14 protein-coding genes and 1 other RNA gene are annotated in these 18,491 nt (G+C 37.4%); 7 read left to right on the top strand and 8 right to left on the bottom strand.

The genetic code is table 11. The features are described from left to right. Window positions 1-94: 94 nt before the first annotated feature. Window positions 95-1,144, bottom strand: a complete 1,050-nt coding sequence (locus tag G440_RS0102175) for a glutaminyl-peptide cyclotransferase (protein ID WP_026449798.1) — start codon at window positions 1,142-1,144, stop codon at window positions 95-97. Between the two features lie 87 nt (window positions 1,145-1,231). Between G440_RS0102175 and ffs the strand changes: the two genes are divergently transcribed. From ffs to fsa, 3 genes are all read left to right on the top strand, one after another. Beyond that, window positions 1,232-1,330: signal recognition particle sRNA small type (ffs, locus tag G440_RS20890), an RNA gene on the top strand. A 305-nt stretch (window positions 1,331-1,635) separates the two neighbouring features. Next, a complete protein-coding gene (locus G440_RS0102165) occupies window positions 1,636-2,442 on the top strand; it encodes an SDR family oxidoreductase (RefSeq protein WP_026449797.1) in 807 nt (268 codons plus the stop codon). 114 nt (window positions 2,443-2,556) lie between these two features. Then, window positions 2,557-3,210: a fructose-6-phosphate aldolase gene (gene fsa, locus G440_RS0102160; protein ID WP_026449796.1), complete on the top strand. Its 654-nt coding sequence runs from the start codon at window positions 2,557-2,559 to the stop codon at window positions 3,208-3,210. A gap of 136 nt (window positions 3,211-3,346) precedes the next feature. On the opposite strand, the gene G440_RS0102155 is transcribed toward fsa, so the two are convergent. Further along, window positions 3,347-4,735 carry a TlpA family protein disulfide reductase gene (locus G440_RS0102155; protein WP_157417814.1) on the bottom strand — a complete coding sequence of 463 codons (1,389 nt, stop codon included), beginning with the start codon at window positions 4,733-4,735 and terminating at the stop codon, window positions 3,347-3,349. Between the two features lie 143 nt (window positions 4,736-4,878). Here G440_RS0102155 and G440_RS0102150 point away from each other — a divergent pair, with 143 nt between their 5' ends. Beyond that, window positions 4,879-6,504: an ABC-F family ATP-binding cassette domain-containing protein gene (locus G440_RS0102150; RefSeq protein ID WP_026449794.1), complete on the top strand. Its 1,626-nt coding sequence runs from the start codon at window positions 4,879-4,881 to the stop codon at window positions 6,502-6,504. Between the two features lie 172 nt (window positions 6,505-6,676). On the opposite strand, the gene G440_RS0102145 is transcribed toward G440_RS0102150, so the two are convergent. From G440_RS0102145 to G440_RS0102130, 4 genes are all read right to left on the bottom strand, one after another. Continuing rightward, window positions 6,677-6,904, bottom strand: a complete 228-nt coding sequence (locus G440_RS0102145; RefSeq protein ID WP_026449793.1) for a hypothetical protein — start codon at window positions 6,902-6,904, stop codon at window positions 6,677-6,679. A 2-nt stretch (window positions 6,905-6,906) separates the two neighbouring features. Continuing rightward, entirely contained in the window at window positions 6,907-7,149 is a 243-nt protein-coding gene (locus tag G440_RS19285; RefSeq protein WP_051285079.1) for a putative signal transducing protein, read from the bottom strand. A gap of 237 nt (window positions 7,150-7,386) precedes the next feature. Next, entirely contained in the window at window positions 7,387-11,184 is a 3,798-nt protein-coding gene (locus G440_RS0102135) for a T9SS-dependent choice-of-anchor J family protein (RefSeq protein WP_034258778.1), read from the bottom strand. A 291-nt stretch (window positions 11,185-11,475) separates the two neighbouring features. Next, the gene (locus G440_RS0102130; protein WP_026449791.1) at window positions 11,476-12,192 is read right to left on the bottom strand and encodes a hypothetical protein; all 717 of its coding nucleotides are present in this window, start codon (window positions 12,190-12,192) and stop codon (window positions 11,476-11,478) included. A gap of 157 nt (window positions 12,193-12,349) precedes the next feature. Between G440_RS0102130 and G440_RS20525 the strand changes: the two genes are divergently transcribed. Continuing rightward, window positions 12,350-12,928: a fasciclin domain-containing protein gene (locus G440_RS20525; protein WP_026449790.1), complete on the top strand. Its 579-nt coding sequence runs from the start codon at window positions 12,350-12,352 to the stop codon at window positions 12,926-12,928. Window positions 12,929-13,027: 99 nt separating this feature from the next. Further along, a complete protein-coding gene (locus tag G440_RS0102120; RefSeq protein ID WP_026449789.1) occupies window positions 13,028-13,606 on the top strand; it encodes a fasciclin domain-containing protein in 579 nt (192 codons plus the stop codon). A gap of 64 nt (window positions 13,607-13,670) precedes the next feature. On the opposite strand, the gene G440_RS0102115 is transcribed toward G440_RS0102120, so the two are convergent. After that, a complete protein-coding gene (locus tag G440_RS0102115) occupies window positions 13,671-14,387 on the bottom strand; it encodes a TMEM175 family protein (protein ID WP_026449788.1) in 717 nt (238 codons plus the stop codon). 44 nt (window positions 14,388-14,431) lie between these two features. Then, window positions 14,432-16,858, bottom strand: a complete 2,427-nt coding sequence (pheT, locus tag G440_RS0102110) for a phenylalanine--tRNA ligase subunit beta (RefSeq protein ID WP_026449787.1) — start codon at window positions 16,856-16,858, stop codon at window positions 14,432-14,434. Window positions 16,859-17,096: 238 nt separating this feature from the next. On the opposite strand from pheT, the gene G440_RS19275 reads away from it, so the two are divergent. Next, on the top strand, window positions 17,097-18,389 hold the full coding sequence (locus G440_RS19275) for an erythromycin esterase family protein (RefSeq protein ID WP_051285077.1): 1,293 nt from the start codon (window positions 17,097-17,099) through the stop codon (window positions 18,387-18,389). The last annotated feature ends 102 nt before the right edge of the window (window positions 18,390-18,491 follow it).

Genomic DNA, 18,491 nt, shown 5'->3' with positions numbered 1-18,491 from the left:
ATTTTGGTAAAAATATAACTTTTTATGAAGCTTATTATTGTAAAGGTTGAAGAAGTTTTCAGTTGATAGTTGCAGTTTGCAGCATCGTTCGCCCTTAGGGGGTTAGGGGGCTTATTTCAACTTTAAAAAGCTTGTCCCAATTCTTGCCGGTGATATAAAGTATATTGGGTTCTCCATTATAAGCAATGCCGTTTAGCACATCTAGTTTGGCGTGTTGGGTTACCTTATCTTTTAAATCGGTAAGATCAATCACTCCTTCCACGGCGCCATTGGTAGGATCTATGATTGCGATGGATCCTTGTTGGTAAACATTGGCGTATATTTTTCCTTCAACCCATTCCAACTCGTTGACGCTACTTATTTTACTGGTATTGGTGAAAATCTCGATATAATCTTTTTCAGCAAGCGTATTGGGGTTAAGGATCCAGATTTTATCGGTGCCATCGCTTTTATAAATATTATTGCCATCGTGACAAAGACCCCATCCTTCTTTGCTATCTCCATAAACAAAAGTTCCGGTTTGTTCCATGGTCTGCAGGTTATAAATAAAACCTGTGTTTTCACGCCACGTGAGTTGATAGATCTTATTATTTAAAATAGTGAGGCCTTCCCCGAAATAGTGATCGTCAAGGTTAACCATTTTTAAAACTTCACCTGTTTTGTAATCTGTTTTGCGGAGGGTGGATTCTTTATATTGCCCGGTACTTTCATATAAGGTATCGTTTGCAAACTCTAAGCCTTGCGTATATGCATTTATATCGTGAGGGTAGGTTTCGAGAATTTTATAGGTGTAAAGTTTCGGTTTAATAGACGAAAGGATCAGAATTGTTTTATTGGTTTCATAAACATTACCGTCGCTATAGATTTTCGCTTTTAGTTTTTTCTCACCCAGTTTTTTTCCAGAAAGAGCTAGTTTATTGCTGGAGACTTCTACTTTATCTTTATTGAGAAAGTAAACAACAGAATCAATCTCAATGTTTTTTTTATTGATCAAGGAAATGGAAAGTACGTCTTCTGTGGTATAAGACTTCTTTGCATCGGAGATTTCCAGTGAAAAAGTATCTTTTTTTTCATCGGAATTACTTCCACAACCACCCATTAAAAGCACTAATAGAGTAGGAACTAAAGCGTTATAAATTTTCATTGTTCGTGTTTTATTTGTTGCAAGGTATTTATTAAAATTGAAACGTGAAAATACTTGCAAAAATTGTAAAAAGCCTTATCTTTGCAGCGGCAAGTCCTACACAACCAGCTCCTGTTGAATCCTCCAGGGCGGGAACGCAGCAAAGGTAAATGGTCGTAGCGGTGTGATGTAGGTAGCTTGCCATTTTTTGTTCCCGCTCTCGAAATTTTGGGAGCGGAACAAAAAATGGCAAATCTCTTAAAAGGGAAATTCCAAATAAGAAATTCCAAAATCCAAAACAGGAAAATTCCAAAACCGGTAAATAAATATACTTCTTACCGTTTTAAAAAACACCTCCTTATTCAGAATATTAAATAACAAAATAGGGAATGTTTCAAATGATTATTGTTGATTCGTTTTTTTCTTGATACCATTTCAGTTCTGTTTCTTTTTCAAAAAACTATTTGGAAAACTGAACGCATAACCGCACCTTTGCTATTCAACAACCTTCTATGCCAAAAGTAGTACTCATTACAGGCGGTTCTTCGGGAATTGGTAGAGCCATTGGTGATTACCTTAGCGAAAGAGGCTACCAAGTCTTTGGAACTAGCCGAAATCCTCAAAATATAACCAATTCATCATTCTCTATACTGAAAATGGATGTGAACGATACGGATTCTATACAAGCTGTTGTTTCGGAAATTCTAAGTAAAGCTCAGAAAATTGATGTTGTAATTAATAATGCAGGGATTGGAATTACGGGTCCAATTGAGGAAACTCCAGAAGAAGAGATCAAAAAAGCATTTCAAACCAATTTTCTCGGACCCATTAATGTAATAAAAGCCGTGCTTCCGCAGATGCGTAATCAGGGTTGCGGCCATATCTTGAATATTACTTCAATAGCTGCATATATGGGGCTTCCATACCGAGGGATTTATTCTGCAACAAAAGCTTCCCTTGAAATTACTATAGAAGCGATGCGTATGGAAACACTGCAATTCGGAATAAAAATGACCAATGTTGCTCCGGGGGATTTTGCTACAAATATTGCTGCGGGACGCTATCACGCGCCAGAGTTAAAGAACTCACCTTATAATAAGGACTATGGAAACACGCTCAAAATGATGAATGAGCATGTTGATAATGGTAACGACCCACTGGAAATGGCAAAGGTGGTCCATAAAATTATTGAAACTGAGAATCCCAGGATTCACTATAAAGTGGGCTCTCGCCTGCAGAAATTTTCAATCGTACTAAAGCGTATTTTACCAGACAAGGTATATGAACGGATGCTTTTGAAGCATTATGGGTTAAAGTAAATTGTAAGAAGAACTTGCGAAATTTAAATACCAGTTTATCAATCTTTGTCAACAACCCAATTTAATCAATCTATTCTTCCTAATTTTAGCAAACATTAATCTGAAACTATACTTATGAAATTTTTTATAGATACCGCAAACCTAGACCAAATTAAAGAAGCCCAGGACCTTGGCGTATTGGACGGAGTAACTACCAATCCATCACTAATGGCGAAGGAGGGAGTAAAAGGCAAAAACAATATCTTAAAGCATTATGTGGACATCTGTAACATAGTTGATGGCGATGTTTCTGCAGAAGTAATTGCGACCGATTTTGAAGGAATGGTAAGGGAAGGCGAGGAGCTCGCTGAACTTCACGATCAGATTGTGGTTAAAATTCCAATGATAAAGGAAGGTGTAAAAGCTCTAAAGTATTTTACAGATCACGGTATTCGCACCAATTGTACCTTAGTTTTTTCAGCTGGACAGGCGTTGTTGGCAGCAAAAGCCGGGGCTACTTATGTTTCTCCTTTTATTGGAAGATTGGATGATATTTCAACAGATGGACTTGAGTTGATTGCAGATATTAGACTTATATATGATAACTACGGTTTCGAAACTCAAATTCTCGCGGCTTCCATTCGGCATACTATGCATATTATAAACTGTGCGAAAATCGGGGCAGATGTAATGACGGGGCCACTTTCATCTATTGAAGGCTTATTAAAACACCCGCTAACTGATAGTGGTTTAAAGCAGTTTTTGGAAGATTATAAAAAGGGGAATTAATTTCGGCCTAAACGAATTCTATTGGTTTGTTAGAAATTGCCAATTCGCTTAAAAGCGTTCATTGTAGCTATTATTGATGGCCGTTTATGGCTCTTGAGCTGCTTGCCAGCAATGGAAACTAAGCTTTGACACCGACTTATCGGTTTAAAAAACCAAGAAGCAATTCTTCAAAATTAATATGGAACAAATTGGTTTTTCCGTCAAGAATTACTCCGTTTTCATCTAAAATAATGGTTTTATTCATTGATTTCAGCATAAGATTCTTTTCGGCTTCGGTTATATTTTCGAGCTGAAATTCTTCATCTGGATTATAACCTCTCTTCTTTACTATTTCTCGCCAATTTTTGAAATGGGTATCTACATTAATTCCTATAAAGTTATATTCTGGGTATTTCGATTTTAATTCTGCCGCCCTATTATGAAGATTTTTAGATTGGGCAGAAAATTTAGCCGTCCAGAAATAAATAACGGTGGGAGCTTTAATTATACTTTTTAAATCCTTTACAACATTATCAGTGTTCACTAATGCAATGTTCGGCATGGTTTTACCGGCAGTAAGTTTTATAGAAATATCTAGTAATTTCCCTAATTCCTCGACTTGTCTTTCATCAGAATTGATTTTTGAAAATATTTTATAGAATCTTTTTTCCTGGTCCGCATCTTTGGCATTCTGCATATACCACCACGCGTTAGTGTACAAGAGATTGTTTTTAATTTCGGCTGATTTTACGGTACTGTCGATCAACTGAATTCTTCGGTAATTATATTTGAAAGAATTTCTATCAACAACGGTTTTATGATCGTATTCTGAAAATACCATATTATCAAAATAGCGGTTCATAAAGCGGTAATACGGATAATAAAACTTTAGCTCGTCCCACTGGAAATTTACTTCGTTTCTATAGGCAAAGAACGATGGGTCTATTTTATTGACGATGCGCATATTGGCAGCGGCATACATTTCCTTTTTTGAATAATAATCATAATTGATACTTGCAAGAGCCACTTTTTTGAAATCTTCGGCTACCTCATTGTTTTTGATAAAATCTTCGTATTCTGAAACCTTTAAAGCTCTTAAAGAGTCAATTTTGCTTTCAAAATCACTGGATGACAGGGTGTACCAGCGCGGTAAATTTTGGTTTTCCGTTTGATTTTTAAGAAACAAATCCATTAAAAGATTGTTCTGTTCTGCCCCTTTCCCTGAGTAGGCTAGCGATTCATCAAAATCTATGGTGTTCAAGTGAAGAAGAAGACTGTCGCCTGGTTCAATGTAAAAAACTTGGGTCTCGTTATGTCTTAAGGCGTAAAGTCCGGCAGTAATTTTATCCGTTTTATAATGGAAAAAATTATTTGAATCTAGGTTTACGGTATCACGTAACTCATATCCTCTGGAAAAGATAATATAATCGCAGGTCGGATTTATTATTTGGCCACTTATGTAGGTTGTACTTACGTCATTCTCTTCGTTGCTTTTACAAGAAAATAAAGTAGTAAACAATAAGAGAAGGAGTAGTTTTTTAAACAATGGCACTAGCATTTAAATTAATAGACAAATGTATCCCACCTCATGAGCGGTTAATGTTAAATCATGGTTAAAAGGACTTTTAAAACGTTAATCTTTTCGGCGTGTCCCTTAAATGGCTACTTTTGCGCAAAATATAAAAATTTATGCTTTCAGTTTCCAATCTTTCGGTACAATTCGGTAAAAGAATACTTTTTGATGAGGTGAGCACACAGTTCACAACGGGTAATATTTACGGAATTATTGGTGCCAATGGCGCCGGGAAATCCACGCTTTTAAAAATCATTTCAGGAAAACAAGACCCTACTTCGGGCCATGTGCATTTGGAGAAGGGCAAAAGAATGTCTGTCCTAGAACAAAACCATAACTCCTACGATGATTTCATGGTGCTAGAAACCGTTGTTCGCGGTAACAAAGAGTTGTTTGCTATCAAAACCCAGATAGACAAACTTTATGAAGATTATACCGATGCAAATGCCGAAAAAATTGGTGAACTTCAATTAATTTTTGATGAAATGAATGGGTGGAATGCCGAAAGTGATGCAGCTGCAATGCTTTCAAATCTAGGCATTGATGAAAGTCTTCATTATACATTGATGAAAGATATAGATGGGAAACAGAAAGTTCGTGTGCTTTTGGCACAAGCGCTATTCGGAAGCCCTGATGTGTTGATTATGGATGAGCCTACCAACGATTTGGATTACGAAACCATTAATTGGCTTGAAAACTTTTTGGCGAATTATGAAAACTGTGTGATTGTAGTTTCTCACGATCGTCACTTTTTAGATTCCGTTTGTACCCATATTAGCGATATTGATTTTGGAAAGATAAATCACTACAGCGGAAACTATACTTTCTGGTATGAAAGTAGCCAATTGGCAGCCCGCCAACGTGCACAACAAAACAAAAAAGCCGAGGAGAAAAAGAAAGAGCTTCAAGAGTTTATTATGCGTTTTAGTGCCAACGTTGCGAAAAGTAAACAGGCTACTTCGCGAAAGAAAATGATTGAAAAGTTGAATATTGAAGAGATTAGACCTTCTAGCCGTCGTTATCCTGCGATTATTTTTGAACGCGAACGCGAAGCAGGAGATCAAATCTTGAATGTAGAGAATCTTTCAGCTTCCATTGAAGGGGAAGTACTTTTTAAAAATGTGGATATCAACTTGGCGAAAGGTGATAAAGTGGTTATTTATTCGAGAGACTCACGAGCCGCTACTGCTTTTTATGAAATTTTAAACGGGCATGTAAAACCTGATACTGGATCTTTTCAATGGGGAATAACTACAAATCAAAGTTATTTGCCACTTGATAATGAAGAATTCTTCACAAATAATTTATCCTTGGTAGATTGGTTGCGCCAATATGCAAAAACGGAAGAAGAGCGTGAAGAAGTATATCTTCGTGGTTTTCTTGGGAAAATGCTTTTTAGCGGGGAAGAGGCCTTAAAGAAAAGTAATGTGCTTTCAGGAGGTGAAAAAGTGCGGTGTATGTTAAGTAGAATGATGATGATGCGCGCAAATGTATTGATGCTGGATGAACCTACAAATCACTTAGATTTGGAATCTATTACGGCTTTTAACAACTCTCTTAAAAACTTTAAAGGGACCATATTGCTTACCACTCACGATCACGAATTTGCCAGAACCGTTGGAACTCGTATCATCGAACTAACTCCAAACGGAGCCATAGATCGCTATATGAATTTTGACGAATATATGGACGATAAGAAAATAAAGGAATTGCGAGATAAAATGTATACGGTAAAAGCGTAGTTGATACGTTGAGAGGGTTAAAAGTTTAGGGGGTTAAAAGTTTAGGAGAGAATATCTTATAAACTTTTAAGCCCCTAATTTTTTGGAGTACTATTTTTTAAATTTATTTTTGACCACTGACCACTGACCACTGACCACTGACCACTGACCACTGACCACTGACCACTGAATCCTACCCAATTTCCACCAGAAACTCATCAATCGTAGCTTGGGCTTTATCGACTTCATCATTTCTGATAAAAATCATAGTCTGATTTGCGATGCTCATAGTAAACCCAGCTCTTAAACTGCTGTCGTGGTCGTTTCTTTCAATGGGGCTAATGCCAATTTCATTTAGGCGTGCTACCAAACCTTTCGCAATTAAGGTTGGACCTGTGTAAATTCTTTTTGTTTGAGACATATCTATTCTTTGATTTCTGCTTTAAAAGCGTCAACGATTGGTTGTGCAACCGCAAGTTCGTCTTTGCGGACAAATATTCTAACTTGATCGTCAAACTTACTTCCTGAACCAAACATGACTCCGCTTTGTTCATCGTCGCGAAGGATTGGGGTAATATCTGCTTCTTTTAATCTTCCAACGAGTGCTTCGGCCATAATATCTGAGCCGGTGAATACGCGAATTGTTTCTTCTAAATTATCTGACATGATATGATCTATTAATTGATTTGATTACTAAAATACTAACTTATTTCCGACTTCAGTCCCTTTGGCCCTGTGAAATGTTTCACAAAAAACGAAATACAGCATGGTCCTTTTCGGATTAATATCTTGACGTTTTTGCAAAGGTTCTTTCCAATAGGTTTTTGTGGTCTATTTCATCTATAAAAAAACCATCCTCGAAATGAGGATGGTCTTCTTAAAATTAAAAAATGGAACTTATTTTTACTTCTTTAAAAGTCTATAAGTTTGTTCATTTCCATCTATAGATACTTTCATTAAGTAAGTACCAGTTTGCAAACTATCCATTTCAATGGTTGGAGTAGTTGCGTTTGGTGATACAGTCATAACTTCTTGACCTAACAGATTGTAAACTTTTACAGTTTGAATATCGTTGGCTGCTTTTAAAGTCAGGCTGTTTTCAACCGGGTTTGGATAATAAGTGAAGTTTTCAAAAGCTTGATCAGCTACACTAAGTGGCGAACAAACGATGTCTGCTTCCCAACCTGCGCGATTGACGTCATAATCACTTCTAAACACAAACGTCAAAGCTCCTGAAGAATGCGTTGAAGTAAATGGTCCAGGAATGGTCTGTCCGTAATAACCTCCTCCTGGGAAGTTAGGTGTAGGATCGTTTCCGCTGTCTATCAAAGGATAAGTTGCATCTGGTCCGTTGTGAACATACAATACATCCCATCCGAAATCTGTATCAAACGATGAAAAAGTAACCGTTACAGTCTCTCCTGGGTTGTCTGGTGAAATGATGGTTGTTACATTTTCACTATCACCATAATTGCCATTTTCTCCACCTGTATCGTGAAAGAATTGTCCACAAACTGGAGGAATAACCGCAGTTTTGAAAGTGGTAGGTCCTGCTAGGTTGCTCATTCCGTCGTCATCACAATCAGCTTTTACGTAGAAATCATAAATAGTATAATCATCTAAATCAGTTACGTCTACCGAGGTTGTACCTTGCGTAGTTGTTCCAGTAGCTACAGGAGTTGCTGTTACAGGATCTGCATTTTCTTCAAAAATATACCAAATATATCCGTTGTTAGCTCCAGTAACTTCATCCCAAGAAAGTTCTACAGAATCTTGAGTCATATGCAATGCTTGAAGATTCAAAGGTTGCATACACGTTGGTGCTTCAGCTACCATAACATCGTCAACATCTATTCCTCTTGCGAAATTGGATTTTCCTTCAAAAGCAATGTAGTAATCGCTACTTGCGTTTGGAAGGTCCAATATAACTTGAGTCCATACGTCGTGTAATGTAGTATAACTCTCTCCAATTTGCGTCCAAGATCCGCTTGCGCTAGACTTGTAAAAAATGCGTAGTTCATCTACATCTCCAATCCAATCTGCATTTGCAAAATAGAATGTAAGTTGTGGACTTGTTAAAGAAGTTAAATCCATAGCTGGAGATACCAACTTAGTCTTTTCAGTCATAGACTCAATTTTAAACTGAGCCATTAAATCTCCTGTTCTTGGAGTTATTGAGTTGTTACCATTGGTACCTACATACATCCAGTCTGTTGGTTCACCTGCTACATACTCGTTAGTCCAACAGTCTCTAGTGCCTGAAGTATTTTCAAAAGACTCTAAAAATGGGAAGGTATCTATGGTGTCTCCACAAAGTGTACTAAATCCTTTTGGACCAGCTGGGAATGGATCCCCAGAGCTACATAAAGGCGTAACATAATACTCATAATAAGTAGAAGGTTCCAAACCAGTAATGGTTTCTCCAGCAATACCATCATTATCAGGAATTACAGTACCAGTTCCAAGTTCGAAACCAGCAGGGCCATATTCCAATTCCCATTCGGTTTCTGTTCCACCGGCATTCCAAGTTATTTTAGCGGAAGTCAGCGTAATACTTGTAGCTGCTAAATTTGTAGGCTCAGGACATTCAACAGTTGTACAAGTTCCTCCAATGCTGAAAACAGCGTCAAAACTACCTGGGTTTACCATCCACGGATCAAACTCATATCTAATCATGGCATAGTTACCTATATGGTTAGCGCTAGTCATTTCAATACCTACTGGTGAATTTCCGTTTGGTGTTGCGCTTATCTGAACCCAATAGGTCGCAGGTGTGTTGTTTGCACCATTTGAAAAATCTACCGCTGTTGGAAGATCTAGGACTACTTCCCAAGCTTCAGTTCCTTGATAGTCACCAATTAAAACCTGTGAGGTAGGAGTTATGTTTTCAATGGTAGTTCCAATTTGAGTTCCAGGGATTCCATTATTATCTTCATAAAAAACGATACTCGCGGTATTTATTCCGCCAGCAGCAACTAGGTTTGCTGAAATAGTTTCTACTGAAAGGTTAGTGGTACTAGCTGGTACAATAAAATCATCAGCAATTTTATATCCAGAATCTGGAGTAATTACATAAACACCTTCAAAGCCATTACCTACTTGTGTTTGACCACATCCATCGGTATCTGCAGTTCTAAATGCAACGGGGCCTGTAGGGATACTTGAGTCATCTATGGCACAAACTGCAGTTACGTATAGCTCATAGCTTGTATTGGTATCCAATCCTGTAAGGTTTTCTCCAGATGTACCGTTTACGGTAACTGTAGTTCCAGTTCCTAATGTGAATCCTGGCGCGCCATATTCAATTTCCCATTCTGTTTCACTACCACCACTCGTCCAAGCAACATCAACCGAACCATCGCCTAGTGGCGTTGCAGTTAATTCAGTTACCGGAGGACAAGACAAAATAACGTCTTCTATAGAAAAGTCATCAAAATAGATGTAGTATCCATCAGTGCTGCTATTAGGGATATGCACTGCAATATGTACAATTCCACTGTAATCACTTAAATCTATGCTAACTTCATTTGGTCCTGCCGTAGTAACAAGAGTTGGAGGAAGAATAACAGTAGTAAAGTCTTCTACATCATTTTCTGTTGTAGATAATAACACTTCAAATTCATCAGGCTGGGCAGCCTTTAATAATAATGTGTAAAATGTCAACTTTTGGTTTCCGTCTAAATTCAATGGAGGCAACATTAAGTAATCATCATTGTTTCCATTATTAAAGTCGGTATACATTCCAACTGCTTTTGAGGCTCCAACTCCAAATCCATCATCTGATTCAAATTTGCGGTTGTCCTCATTATTGTCAACTACAGTCCAGCAGTTTGGTACATCTGGATATTCAGTAGATTCAAATTTTTCTGTCCAAGGATAAGAGCTGATTGGTGTGCAAGTAGTAGTAAACTGCTTAGGACCGGACCAAGAGCTGATATCGCCACCGTCGCAATCTGCGTTTACATAAAAATCGTAAGTTGTGCTTGCTGTTAAGCCTGTAATGTTTTCACCAATAGTTCCATCGGTATCAGCAACAGTTGTTCCTGAACCTTGAGTAAAACCAGTAGGTCCATATTCAATGTTCCATTTTGTGGCAGAACCTGGCTCAATCCACTCTAAGTAAGCTGAAGGAGCAGTAAGGTTTTTAGCTTTTAAACTGGTAGGTGCCAAGCAAGTTGGTCCTTCACCTACAGTTACATCATCTATATCAACTCCTCCACCGAATAAAAATTTACCTTCAAAGGCAATATAATAATCGTCTGATGGGTCAGGAAGATTTAAAGTTATTTCCGTCCAAGTATCGTGAGCATAATTATAGTTTTCGCCAAGCTGAGTCCAAGCTCCAGTGCTACTGGTTTTGTAATAAACACGTAGTTCGTCTACTGCACCTGATTTTATGTTTAATAGGAAAAATTTAAGCTGAGGATGGCTTACCGCACTTAAATCTAAAGATGGTGTTACTAACTTAGTGATCGCACCAAAGTTGCTATGTTTGAATTCAATCATGTAGGGATCCGAATGTGGTTCCGCGCCATCAGAGTTTCCTGTAACGATATTCCAGTTTTCCGTCTTGTTAACATATTCGTTCGTCCAACCAGCGGGGAAGGTTGGGGAGTCAAAACTTTCATTTAAAACCTGCGCATTTCCATGCCAACTACAGCACATAACGAACAGGGATAGAATTAAGGTAATTCTTTTCATTATTATTTAGGTTTATAAATTAATATTCCGCGCAAGATATTAAGCTTGCTATTATAGGAACTGCGGAATAAACTAAGAATTGGCTAAAAAATTATGGATAGCTTGATGGAAAAATAAATAAAAAGAGAATGTTAAATAATTTTTATTAATTTATGATAAAACAATAGACAGCAATACCAGAAATTAAAACTTGTTGTTGTTGAAGAAAATATGTTAAAGTTTTAGTTTTTGACAAATAGATGTGGAGTAGAAGAGTTGTAGCACCAAAAATTTAAGTTTTAGCAGCGTTATTCAGGCATTATAATATTTGCTCTTCCAGATAGCGCCATTAAAGTTTTTACCTTTTGAAAAACCATAAAGAATGACCATTCCTCCCATGCCCGTAAAAATAAAGAAGGCTAAAAATAAATATTCACCAATTCCGGGATGGGGCGTTAACCAATGCATTGGGACGATGGACGTAAGAAGGACACTTAAAACCATAACCATAAAAACCAAGTTGTCTAGACTTTTATAGGGCCACATCAATAATTTCCGAAATGGGTGCAAGTCTCTTCCCCATTTGTGAATTAAGTAATAATAATCATTGCCCATGGGTGCAAAAAGCAATGGATCGTCCGCATTTTCTAGCTTTAATAGTTTTGCCGGTGCTACAATTTTGAAGTTTCTCAAAGTTATGTCGTGACTGTTTTCAAGGTGTCTTATTTCAGAAATGGCTTCTTCAGGAAAATCTCCTTTAAAATGATGAGAGCCTAGAAAACGTAAACGATAATTAATGCAGAGGCCTTTAATGTCGTCAATATGGAAAATTTGTTCGGAATGTAGTAAGTCAAAATTAAGATGATTTACAGCCTCTATATCATCTTCAGTTAAGGTAGAAACTATTTCCTTCCGCTTATTTTCATTTTCTGAAAATATTTTTTGCACTTCATCAATAATTGACTGCTCATCAATACGTTTGGTGCGATATTTTAAAAGCTGAATTTCTATATTCGTTCTGGAAAACATAGCGGTAGTTTTTTGGAGTATTAAATTTACATAGTTGTTTGAATAAAAGCAAGAATTAATTAAAGTTTCGTAAAACTTTAATTAATGCCACAGTAACTACCTTTAGCCTATAATTGGCGTTGTATTTGTTATATTTACATCCTCAAATAATACTTATATGAACTTCAAAAATGCATTTTTCATTATTTTTATAACATTTTTAGGTATTCAGGCTTCTGCTCAGAAATATCTTTCGTTAGATACTACTGAGGTAAAAAAAGAATGGGAGGGAAGCAATTTTACTTCCACCAAAACTTTTGCTGAAAATATAGAAGAAGCGCCACAGTTTTCAATCTTGATGAATATTTTAGAGCAGGATAAATTAAGACAAGCCCTGGAAAAGGAAGAAATGCTTACCATTTTTGCTATCACGGACTCTGCGTTTTTGGAACTTCCCAAAAAGAGTCGTGATTCTATTTTGGGCGACCCAGAACTTACAACTTCCATAGTAAAACACTTGTGCGTTCCCGGAAGGTTGGATAGTTATAGTTTAAAAGCTGCTATAAAAAAAAACAACGGCATCATCTTTTTAGCCACATTAGAAGGAGAGAAGCTGGGCGTTAAGGAAGTAAATGGACAACTAGAACTTATAGATTCTGAAAAGCGAACTGCCAAAATTGTTGCTTCAGACTTTAATCATAAAAACGGTTTTTTTCATATTGTGGAAGGACTTATTTTTCCGACCTCGGAAGAATAGTCGGTTTAAGTTAAATAAACCTTAAAGTCCGGAAATTGCGAAACCGCAGTTTCCGGACTTTCGTTTATATGAACATAAATATAAACTAAAAAACACATTATGAAGACTAAATTCTTAACAGCAGCATTATTCTCAATCGCCTTAGTGGCTGGAACTACATCTACTTTTGCACAGAGCAAAATGATGAAAAATGAAAAAACGGTGATGGTTGGCGGTGCCGAAATGTATCCAAGCAAAAACATTATTGAAAATGCGGTGAACTCAAAAGATCACACCACACTTGTTGCAGCGGTTAAAGCTGCAGGTTTGGTAGAAACTCTTCAAGGGGGTGGACCATTTACTGTTTTCGCACCAACAAACGAAGCTTTTGAAAAACTACCAAAAGGAACCGTAGAAACCTTATTGAAACCAGAAAACAAAACCAAACTGCAAACAATCCTAACCTATCACGTATTGTCTGGAAAGCACAGTGCTTCAGACATTATGAAGGATATTAAAAAAGGAAACGGAAAAGCATTGTACAAAACCGTTAGCGGTGGAACTTTAACAGCAATGATGAAAGGAAAAAAGGTGATGCTGATGGATGAAAATGGCGGTATGGCCGAAGTTACTATTGCAGATGTAAATCAATCTAATGGTGTAATTCACGTTATTAATAGCGTGGTCTTGCCAAAATAATATTGAAAACCTAAAACCAAAAAGACGGAAATCTATAAGATTTTCGTCTTTTTCTGTTTTTATATTATTCTAATTTTTTCGACTTTTTACTATAATTATGTGACCAGTAAAAAATTGCAGGACCGTACAAGAAATAAATAGAACCACCGATAGCGGTCGCCATCGCGGAGGAGCTGTTCATTATAAATGTAATCATGATGATTGAGATAAGAGGAATTGCGAACATTATAATGAGTTTGTTCATTTGTGATTTTGTATAAAAAATCTCAAATGTACTCAGGTTTAAATTTTCCCTAATTCTATAGGCTTTATAATAAAACAGAAAGAGTACAAAATTCAACGCAAAAGCAACAAAGCCATAATAAATCATTAAGTACGGTAGTTGGCTTTCTTCAATAACCAACCCCACATCAACATTAAAAAAGATACTTGTTAAAAAAAGAGACAGAAAGCGAAGTGGATAAACATAAAAAATTACAAGTGCAATAAAAAGGGTGTTCAAAAAAATGAAACCAGTTGAATTAAGAGTATAGACTTCAGAAAATCGAAGGTGTTCTTTCCAAATAATCACTAGAAAAAAAATGCTTAATAAAAATGCGGGAAGCGTCTTGGTAAAGGTTAAGAGATCGGTAAAGGAATTTGGATTGGTAAGATTAAATATCAGCAAAGTAATGGCAATTCCAAATACCGCATCCGTAAGGTTGTCCATCCTTGAAGGGTCAAGACCACGGTAGTTTATTCTTGAATCGTGCTTTCTATATTTGTTAAACTCACTTCTCATTGCTTTTAATATTTACCCATTGAATAAAACCATTGGGCTTAATTTTACCGCAAAGTAGCTCCAAACTCAGTTTCGAATTTTTGTTGTAGCTTCTTCATTATTTTATCAACCTGTTTATCGGTAAGGGTTTTTTCAGTATCCTGAATTGTGAAGTGCAAGGCGTAACTCTTTTTCCCATCAGGAAGGTTCTTACCTTTATATACATCAAATAAGGTTACAGATTTTAGAAACTTTTTATCTGTGCTCATTGCAGCATCTCTTAAAGCGCCGAAGCTAACTGAATCATCCAGCAATAAGGCGAAATCTCGCTCTACTGCTTGAAATTTAGCAATAGGTTTTAATTTGAAATTTTTCACCGGAATTTGTTTTAATACGGCCTCCCAATTGAAATCGGCGTAAAACACTTCGGCATCAATGTCTAATTCTTTTGAGATTTTGGACTTTACAATTCCAAATTCAACAATGATTTCTTTGTTTCTTTTAAAAGCAATTGCTTCAGAAAAGATGTCGTTTTCGGATGTTTCTTCCGTATAAGCATCAAGCCCCATTCGCTCCATTAAGATCGCGACGGTTCCTTTTCCGAAGAAAAAATTACTTCTTGAACCTGGCATTGTCCAGTTGCCTTCCGTCTTTAAACCAGTAATTAAAAGTGACAGGTGTTTTGATTCTGAACGTCCTCCAGGGAAATTGTGGTAGGTTTTACCGAATTCAAACAGTTTAAGATCGCTGTTTTTCCTATTGCTGTTAAATTCTATAGCTTCCAAGCCTGAAAATAACATGGATTGACGCATCACTGAAAGATCGTGGCTCAAAGGATTCATCATTTTTACATAGAAATTTTCCTTGATACTTTCGCTCAATTTACCGTATTCTGGAGTAGTGAGTGAGTTGTTCAGCATTTCATTAAAACCAAGTCCGGTCAGTTGAAGCGCAATTTTATTTTGTACCGCATAGTCTTCCCCGGGCAAAATAGATGCGATGGACGCATTTAGTTTTTGGGTAAATTCTATGTTGTTGTATCCGTAAACACGAAGAATTTCCTCAATGACATCAACATCTCGAGTAACGTCATTGCGATAGGCCGGAATGGTCATTCCAATACCGGTTTCGGTCACGTTGTTTATTCTCATTTCAAGCGCCATAAGGATGTCTTTAATGACTTCCATGGGGATTTCTTGACCTATCAGTTTATTCGCCTTTTCATAATTTAAAAACACTTGATGATCCTCAATTTTCTTTGGATAAAAGTCTATTAAATCACTTGTTATTTGTCCTTCAGTAATCTGAGCGATCATAATTGCGGCGCGGCGTAGTGCGTAATCTGCAATATTTGGATCAATTCCTCTTTCAAAGCGAAAAGAAGCATCGGTACTCAGTCCATGTCTTTTTGCTGTTTTACGAATACTTACAGGATTGAAATAGGCGCTTTCCAGAAAAATACTAGTGGTGTTTTCGGTAACTCCGCTATTTATTCCACCGAATACACCAGCAATACACATGGGCTTTTCGGCATCACAAATCATTAAATCTTCTTGGTGTAATTCACGTTCAACGCCATCAAGAGTGGTAAATTTTGTGCCGGTTGGCAAGGTTTTCACTTCAACGGTGCTTCCAGTAATTTTTGCTGCGTCAAATGCGTGAAGAGGTTGGCCAAGATCGTGGAGCACATAGTTGGTAACATCTACAATATTGTTTATTGGAGAAATACCAATTGATTTCAATCTGTTTTGAAGCCAATTAGGAGAAGGCTCTACTTTTATTCCACTGATTGTAATTCCACAATACCGCGGAGCCAATGAAAAATCTTCCACTTTGATTGCTACTTTTAAGGTACGGTTATCGACTCTAAAACTACTTGTAGAAGGGGTGTGAAGTTTCACTGAAATACCTTGTTGGAACAAGCCCGCTTTAAGATCGCGCGCCACACCCCAATGGCTCATAGCATCTGAACGGTTGGGCGTTAACCCGATTTCAAAAATTTTATCATTTTCAATCTCTAAAACTTCGGCCATCGGCGTTCCGGGCTTAAGTTTGGATTCCAAAACCATAATTCCGTCGTGCGACTCGCCAATGCCTAGTTCATCTTCAGCGCAGATCATGCCTTCGCTTACTTCGCCACGGATCTTGCCTTTATTGATTTTCCAAGGTTTATCTTCAGCATCATAAAGTGTAGTGCCAACGGTGGCTACCGGAACATTTTGACCTACGGCCACATTGGGTGCACCGCAGACTATTTGTATTGGCTCGCCGGTGCCAACATCAACCATGGTTACCTTAAGTCGGTCTGCATTGGTGTGTTGGACACATTCTAATACGTGACCAACCACAACGCCTTCTAAGCCGCCTTTTACTGATGAAAAATCTTCTAATCCTTCAATTTCGAGACCAAGGTCTGTTAGTAGTTCGCCAGTTTTTTCGGCGTTCCAAGGTAGATCGATGAATTGTTTAAGCCAGTTGTAGGAAATTGTCATAGGTATAGATTCTTAACAGGTGGCAAAGATAATATTCTATTGTTTATTGTTTAAGGTTTATTGTTGAATGTTTTTATTTGATGACGGATGACCGTTGTGCATAAAAATGTAGACACATTGGAGCTTGCCTAGGCTTGATTGCGTAAACTGGTTGTTTTACTACTTGAAAGTGTGTTGTTTGATTAGTAAACGACACCGAATCTTCTTATATTGACTTTATTACTTAATACATCAATTTATGAAGTTGCGTGTAACACTTTTAATGATTCTTTCATTTATGATGGCCTCTGCCCAAAATTTTACGGAAAAAGCGAAATTGCTTGTCAATGCCTCTAGCTTGGATCCACTTATTACTGCGTCGGGAGATAAGAAGTTGGTCCTGTTAGGGGAGGCGAGTCATGGTACTCATGAATATTATGTGTGGCGAGATATAATAAGTAGAAGACTTATTGAAGAACACAATTTTAACTTTGTTGCTGTTGAAGGTGACTTTGCCAGTCTTTATAAATTAAACCAATATGTGAAGAATCTGGATGGTGCTGAAAATTCCGCTAGGGAAGTTTTGATGAAACTCAACCGCTGGCCCACTTGGATGTGGGCAAATGAAGAAGTTGTCGTGCTTGCTGAATGGTTGCGGGAACATAACGATAATCTCCCCCAAGATAAGAAAGTAGGTTTTTATGGCATGGATGTTTATGACGAATGGGTTTCCAAAGAAATGGTTTTAGACGTACTAAAAAAAACAGATAACACAAGTTTTAAATACGCCAAAAAGCAATACAATTGTTTTAATCCGCATAAAGGAGAAAGCTGGCAATACGCCCATGCTGTAAAAGGCGGAAAACCAGATTGTGCTGCGGCCACAGAAAGAGTTGTTGAATATATTAGAAACAATCGGGAGGTTTTAAAGGAACTTTCGGATGACGCTTATTTTTATTTGCTTCAGAATGCTGTAGTGGTGCATAATGCGGAAGCGTTCTATCGGGAAAGTGTTGCTTCAAAAGATGCCGTTTCTTGGAATTCCAGAGTTTTTCATATGCGAGAAACGGTAGGAGATTTATTGGCGCTTTATGGCGAAAATTCCAAAGGAATAGTCTGGGCGCACAATACTCATATTGGTGACGCTTCATTTACCAGCATGCGAAACACAGGCGAAAAAAACATAGGGCAGCTGAAGCGGGAAAGCTTAGGGAAGGAAAATGTTTTTCTAGTTGGTTTTTCCAGTTATAAAGGAAAAGTGATTGCCGCATCCAGTTGGGGTGCTAAAATGGAAGAGATGACAATTCCGAAGGCCATCAAAAACAGCTTAGAAACTAAACTAAAAAACATTGGGCTAGATGCTTTCTATCTTATTTTTGATGAAGAAGACCGAAAGGAAGAAAATTTAGAAGCAATTGGCCATCGGGCGATAGGTGTTGTGTACAATCCTCAATTGGACCGACGGCAGTTTGTGCCCACCATTGTGCCGATGCGGTATGACGCGTTATTGTTTTTTAAGGAAACGAAGGCTTTACAACCTTTGCATAAGTAGAATAACATGGTTCTATAGACATTTTAATGGATAAAAATCATTTCGCCCTTTCAGAGCTTTGTATGTCCCGGGTTTTTCCTTCACCGGGCGTTGCCCGATTTT

Source organism: Aequorivita capsosiphonis DSM 23843, assembly GCF_000429125.1.
GTDB classification, from domain to species: domain Bacteria; phylum Bacteroidota; class Bacteroidia; order Flavobacteriales; family Flavobacteriaceae; genus Aequorivita; species Aequorivita capsosiphonis.
The sequence above is the reverse complement of the archived record's forward strand: the minus strand, read 5'-3'. Positions and strand labels throughout refer to the sequence as shown.

Coding starts and splice junctions, on each gene's coding strand:
- fsa (WP_026449796.1), top strand. CDS start 2,557: ATGAAATTTTTTATAGATACCGCAAACCTAGACCAAATTAAAGAAGCC.
- G440_RS0102130 (WP_026449791.1), bottom strand. CDS start 12,192: ATGTTTTCCAGAACGAATATAGAAATTCAGCTTTTAAAATATCGCACC.
- G440_RS0102135 (WP_034258778.1), bottom strand. CDS start 11,184: ATGAAAAGAATTACCTTAATTCTATCCCTGTTCGTTATGTGCTGTAGT.
- G440_RS0102175 (WP_026449798.1), bottom strand. CDS start 1,144: ATGAAAATTTATAACGCTTTAGTTCCTACTCTATTAGTGCTTTTAATG.
- G440_RS19275 (WP_051285077.1), top strand. CDS start 17,097: ATGAAGTTGCGTGTAACACTTTTAATGATTCTTTCATTTATGATGGCC.
- G440_RS0102145 (WP_026449793.1), bottom strand. CDS start 6,904: ATGTCTCAAACAAAAAGAATTTACACAGGTCCAACCTTAATTGCGAAA.
- G440_RS20525 (WP_026449790.1), top strand. CDS start 12,350: ATGAACTTCAAAAATGCATTTTTCATTATTTTTATAACATTTTTAGGT.
- G440_RS0102115 (WP_026449788.1), bottom strand. CDS start 14,387: ATGAGAAGTGAGTTTAACAAATATAGAAAGCACGATTCAAGAATAAAC.
- G440_RS0102120 (WP_026449789.1), top strand. CDS start 13,028: ATGAAGACTAAATTCTTAACAGCAGCATTATTCTCAATCGCCTTAGTG.
- G440_RS0102165 (WP_026449797.1), top strand. CDS start 1,636: ATGCCAAAAGTAGTACTCATTACAGGCGGTTCTTCGGGAATTGGTAGA.
- pheT (WP_026449787.1), bottom strand. CDS start 16,858: ATGACAATTTCCTACAACTGGCTTAAACAATTCATCGATCTACCTTGG.
- G440_RS19285 (WP_051285079.1), bottom strand. CDS start 7,149: ATGTCAGATAATTTAGAAGAAACAATTCGCGTATTCACCGGCTCAGAT.
- G440_RS0102150 (WP_026449794.1), top strand. CDS start 4,879: ATGCTTTCAGTTTCCAATCTTTCGGTACAATTCGGTAAAAGAATACTT.